This window comes from Bacillus sp. TCT6, assembly GCF_056033845.1.
Window position 1 is genome coordinate 2,115,272 of record NZ_JBVYHX010000001.1, and the last position, 6,231, is coordinate 2,121,502.

Genomic DNA, 6,231 nt, shown 5'->3' on the forward strand with positions numbered 1-6,231 from the left:
TTTGTGGGTTGGTTTTTTTTATCCGAATTTTCTGATTCAAATATTTCAACTTTATGAATATAGTAGGTGAAATATTTGTGTGATAGTATTTGAGATAGAAAAAAGCCAACTTTAAAAAGGATGTGAATTGAATGTGCAAACAACTATAAATGGTTATATTAAGGTAATGTTTAGCTGTTTTTTAGTGTAAGGTAAAGGTCTATGTTGTAACAGTTGATATAAATACGAAGAAATAGGTGCGCCTAAATTTATCTGACTATTTAAAATAAACTAAACCTTGAGATTAGTCTAGGTTTTGACGAAGTTACATTCTAGGTGAAATCTTTATAATGATTAATTAGGTTTAATAAAGGGGTACCTTATACGCAAAAGCGTTTATATTAGTAACCTAAGGAGCTTGCTTTTATGAAAACTACTGATTCAAAAGGCCTATTAGGAAATAGGGTTTATTTACAAGTTTTCTCTGCTTATTCATTGCTTATGCTTGGTGTTTTTATTGATATGTTAGCGATTATGACTATAGTTGGGTTTGAATGGGAAGTAGATCCTACTATGATTGGATTGATCCCTGTTGCATATGCACTTCCTGGAATTATTTTTGGCTCATGGGCAGGTGTTATTGCAGATCGTTTTAGAAAAATTCCAATTATGATGTTCTGTAATCTAATGGTTGGTCTAATAACAATTGCTCTTTTATTTGTACAAGATATCCACTGGCTCTTAGTGGCATTAATGATTCGTTCCATTTTTATTGTTTTCTATTATCCTGCACAGCAAACACTAACAAGACAGATTGTATCCCCGGACTTACTTACTAAAGCAGTAAGTATCAACGGAATAGTAGAGCAGGGTACCAAGATAGTAGGTCCACTTATAGGGGGCATGTTGCTGAGCTGGTTTCAACCAGAGTTCTGCCTCATTATAAGAGCTATAAGTTGTTTATTAGCTACCTTAGTTCTCATACCCACAATAAAATTTAAAGAAACTATATCGAAAGAATTTGTTGAAAAGCAAAAACAAAGTACTTGGACCGCTTGGGTACAAGGGTGGGGTTATGTGTTATCTAATCGGATAATATTATCAACCATGATTTTCGTTACAATAGCCATGGCAGTATTACAATTAGTCGACTCACAATTCCCAACTTTATTTAAGAGCTTATTCCCACATGATAAAAGTAAAATGGGATATATCATTTCTATTATTGGTCTTGGCGGAATACTTGGTGCACTACTAACTCAGAAATTAAAACAATTTCAATATGGCTGGGTAGTATGTGGAGGTATGGTTTTAATGGGAATTGGTTTTGGGGGGATTGGTTTGATAACGCCCGGTACGGTCTTCGTTTTAGCCTATTTAATTAGTTTTATCGCTGGTATCGGAAGTGGGCTGATGCTTGTATCTAATCAAGTCATTTTACAAATAGAATCCGACCAAGATCAAGTAGGAAGAGTATTTGGTATACAAAGCAGTTTAACAAACGCAGTTCTAATTATTTCTCCTGCTATGAGTGGCCCATTAGTGCATTTGTTTGGAGTAACTCAACTCTATGTTTATGGAGGGATTGGGCTTGTTATTATTGGATTAATTGGAGTTTCACTGCAGAAATATTTATGGGCTAAACATAAACACGAACCTATAAGAGCAAATAATTTTTGAAGGGGAGATTTTTATGACCAATGAGGAATGTTATCGATTAAGCCATCCGCAGCGAAGAATATGGTATACAGAAGTTATTCATTCTGATAAAGGAATATGTAATTTAAGATTTTTATTTAAACTTCATCGGAAAATGAATTATTCAAAATTAAACCAAGTTGTGAATCGCGTTATCAGTGAAAATGACGGTCTGTGCATTAGGTTAAAAGAAAATGGGCATCAGGAACCGAAACAATATTTTATTAAACATGAAGAACAAGAATTTGAGTTTTTTGATTTCAGTAATGTGGAGAATACAAATTTGCTTGAGGAATGGATTGAGCAGAAAACAAAAGACACGTTTACATTATTTAATTCAGATTTATACTATTTCGCTTTAATAAAATTAAACGATAATGAATGTGCAGTCTTTGGAAATGTTCATCATATTATTATGGATGGTTTATCAATTCAAATATTTACTGAGCAAATTGCAAAATATTATTATGAAATGCATAACGAGAATGAGGAAGGCGAAATTAAAAATTCATATGTTCAATTCCTGACCAATGAACAAACATACTTGAATAGTAGTCGCTTTCAAAAAGATCAAAAATTCTGGTTAGAGGAATTTAAAACACTGCCATCTGTGACTGGATTGAAGCCCTATAATACGTACCAAGTTAGCACTAAAGCATCACGTGAGACATTTATATTAACGGAGCATTTGAAGAGAAAGATAGAAAAATTTTCTGAAGATTACAAAATTAGTTTATACACTTTTTTTGTTGCTGCTTTCTCGTTGTCCATGTATCGGTGGACTTCATCGCTTGATATTGGTTTAGGAATGGCTTACGGCAATCGTATGACTAAAATGGAACGAAAATTGATTGGAATGATGGTGAGTACAGTTCCTTTAAGAATGGATATTGATCCAGAAGAAGAAGTACTTTCATTTATTAGCAGGGTGTCCAGAAAACAAAGCAAATTATTGAGGCACCAGAAATATCCATTTGATTTGTTGTTAAAGCAGATTAATAAAGAGAATAATAGTAATGTGAGACTTTTCGGAACTACGATTGATTATAGGGATCGCGATGAAAGTGGTGACTCACTATGGATTCCAAACCATGAAGAGGTACAAGATTTTGCAGTGCATATTGAAAATCTAATTGATATTGACTCTTTACATGTACATATTGATTATCGTGAGGAGCTATTTTCTAAGGAAGAGATAAAACGGTTTTTTAACGTGATGTTAGCGATAATGGAAAACACTTTTGAAAAACCAAAGCAGAAGGTAGCTGAAATAGAAATCATTTCTGAGGAAGATAAAAGAATAAGTTTAGTTGAGTTCAACAATCCTAAACTGAATGTCCCACCTCAAGTAACTATTCATGAAATATTCGAACAGCAAGCGATGATTTATCCAAATACTATTGCAGTTACGTATGAACAAGAAAAAATTACTTATAAGGAGCTTAATGAACGTGCAAACCAGTTAGCTCATTATTTGCAGAAAAAGGGAGTAGGACCTGATACTTTAGTTGGAATATGCGTTGAACGTTCCCTCGAAATGATTGTAGGTATTTTAGGGGTTTTGAAGGCTGGTGGGGCTTATGTTCCACTCGATCCAACATATCCAGAGCAGCGACTTCAATATATTTTAGAAGATGCTAGCATTCAGTTATTCGTGACGCAAGAAAGTTTAAAAGAATTGAAATGGTTACCAGAAAATGTTGAGTCGATTTGCCTGGATCGTGATCAAGATGAGATTGGGAAAGAAAGTAAGACTTTGCCGCTTTCTGATGTCGGTCCCAAAAATCTGGCATATGTAATCTATACTTCGGGATCAACGGGAAATCCAAAGGGCGTTATGATAGAGCATCACAATGTCATTCGGTTATTTAAATCAACGGATTGTTGGTATCAGTTTAATGAAAAAGATACTTGGACGCTTTTTCATTCGTATGCATTTGATTTCTCAGTATGGGAAATTTGGGGAGCATTATTATATGGTGGAAAATTAGTTGTTGTTCCGTACTGGATTAGTCGATCACCTAAGGATTTTTATCAATTATTAGTGGAGGAAGAAGTCACAGTTCTAAATCAGACACCTTCCGCATTTCGACAATTAATACGAGTGTGTGAACAAGAAGATAAGAATAAAAATTTGCAGCTACGTTACGTAATATTTGGCGGAGAAGCATTAGAACCTATTAGCTTGTTACCGTGGTTTCAAAGGTATGGTGAGAAAAACCCACAGTTAATTAATATGTATGGAATTACAGAAACTACAGTTCATGTTACATATTATCCAATTACTCTAGATGATGTGCAGCATGCTTCAAGAAGTAATATTGGAAAGCGGATTCTCGATTTAGAAGTGTATATACTAGACGCTTATCAACAACCTGTTCCTATAGGTGTTGATGGTGAACTTTATATTGGTGGAGCAGGATTGGCACGTGGATATTTAAATAGACCTGAATTAACAGCAGAGCGTTTTATATCTCATCCATTTAGTAGTGATCCGAAAGCAAGATTATACCGGACAGGAGACTTAGCGAGGTATTTGCCAGATGGGAATTTAGATTATCGTGGAAGAATTGATCATCAGGTTAAAATACGTGGTTTCAGAATTGAAATTGGGGAAATTGAGTCTACTTTACATACATATGTATATGTAAAAGAGGCAGTTGTAATTGTAAGAGAAGATCAGCCGGGCGATAAAAGATTAGTAGCATATGTTGTAGGAGATGGAAATGTAGATGGGTGGAGAGAGTATCTTAAAGCGAAACTACCAAGTTATATGGTTCCTTCGGGATTTGTGGCGATGGAAGCTATTCCACTTACAGCTAACGGTAAAGTTGATCGTGAGGCCTTACCTATGCCGGAGGAAAAGCAGATTAATAGTGAATGTGTTGGCCCTCGGAATAGTAACGAACAGATACTGACTACCATTTGGAAGCGAGTATTAGGTGTTAAAAAGGTGGGAATCTATGATAATTTCTTTGAAATTGGTGGCGACTCGATTCTCAGTATTCAAATCATATCTCAAGCAAGTCAAGTGGGGTTAAAACTTACTCCAAAGCAAATGTTTGAATGCCCAACTATCGCTGAGCTGGCACAAGTGGCTATAGAAACGCAGGGAGTACAAGCGGAGCAGGGAATTGTGATAGGTGATGTGCCTCTTACTCCAATTCAGTGCTGGTTCTTCGAGCAAGAACATCCACATACAGAGCATTGGAATCAATCAATGCTTTTAAGAGTAAAAGAAAGATTGGATGTGAAATTACTAGAGGGAGCGATATTAAATTTACTCAAACATCATGATGCTTTACGTTTCCGGTACGAACAGTTACCGAACGGAACGTGGAGGCAGAGAAATGAAGAGACTGATGAGCTGTCAGTACTCCATGTTGTAAAACGGAATCAAGTTAATGAAAAAGAGTGGAATACAATAATACAAGAAGAAATGAACATTAATCAAGCTAGTTTCAATTTAGTTACTGGTCCGTTAATGAGAGTAGTGTACTTTGAAGATAACTTGACTGGAAATGATCGAATATTCTGGGTGATTCATCATTTAGTAGTAGATGGAGTGTCATGGAGGATTCTATTGGAAGATTTACAGGTGGTATATAACCAGATGAAACAAGGTCAAGAAGTTCGCTTACCTGCGAAAAGTACATCTTTTAAAGAGTGGTCTGAACGACTCCAGACATACAGTGATTCGGGTATTTCAAAAGAAGTACAAAATTATTGGAATCAACAAGTAGAAAAAGAAACGATGAAAATTCCAATGGACTATCCAATACAAGAAACGACAGAGGAATCGATTGATCAAGTGACGAGGACTTTAGGAATAGAAGAAACACATGAATTGTTACACGAAGTTCCAGTAACTCATAAGACAAGGATTGATGAGGTACTATTAACGGCATTAGGACAAGCTATCGTCGATTGTACAAATCAGCAAACCGTTTCTATTCATCTAGAAGGACACGGAAGAGAAGAGGTAATTGAAGGTATTGATTTATCAAGGACAGTGGGCTGGTTCACGAGTATTTATCCCGTTCATCTCAATTTTCAAGGAACTCAAACACCTATTGAAGGATTAAAGTCTGTCAAAGAACAATTGCGTCGAATCCCAAATCGCGGAGTTGACTATGGTATTTTACGTTACTTGAATAAAGGATTACTTCCGTTTTATCAGCAAAAGCCTTCAATAAGTTTTAACTATTTGGGCCAATTTGATCAGGTTTTCTCAAGGGAATCTTTGTTTATGCAAGAGACAGGATTTACATTTTTAGATCATGCTCCAGATTCCAAACCATCTCATTTAATTGATGTTATCGGAATGGTGAAAGATGAAAAGTTACATTTTGTTTGGATGTATAGTAGAGAACAGTTTTCTAAATTAAAAATTCAATTGATAGCAGATGGTATGTTGAGGCATCTTCGTCAACTTATAAATAAACCAACAACAGAGTCTGCTTTTACGGTATCAGATTTTGCTGATGCAGAGGATCTTACGGAAGAAAGCTTGAGCAAAGTATTACTTAAATTAAAAAAGAAGAGGGTGTAAAA

At 35.4% G+C, this 6,231-nt stretch carries 2 protein-coding genes; both read left to right on the top strand.

Going from position 1 to position 6,231, the window contains the following annotated elements; all coding sequences use genetic code 11:
* The first annotated feature begins 405 nt into the window (after nucleotides 1-405).
* A complete protein-coding gene (locus tag AC0ONG_RS10850; RefSeq protein ID WP_000858612.1) occupies nucleotides 406-1,659 on the top strand; it encodes an MFS transporter in 1,254 nt (417 codons plus the stop codon).
* 13 nt (nucleotides 1,660-1,672) lie between these two features.
* The gene (locus tag AC0ONG_RS10855) at nucleotides 1,673-6,229 is read left to right on the top strand and encodes a non-ribosomal peptide synthetase (protein WP_000180454.1); all 4,557 of its coding nucleotides are present in this window, start codon (nucleotides 1,673-1,675) and stop codon (nucleotides 6,227-6,229) included.
* Nucleotides 6,230-6,231: the final 2 nt, after the last annotated feature.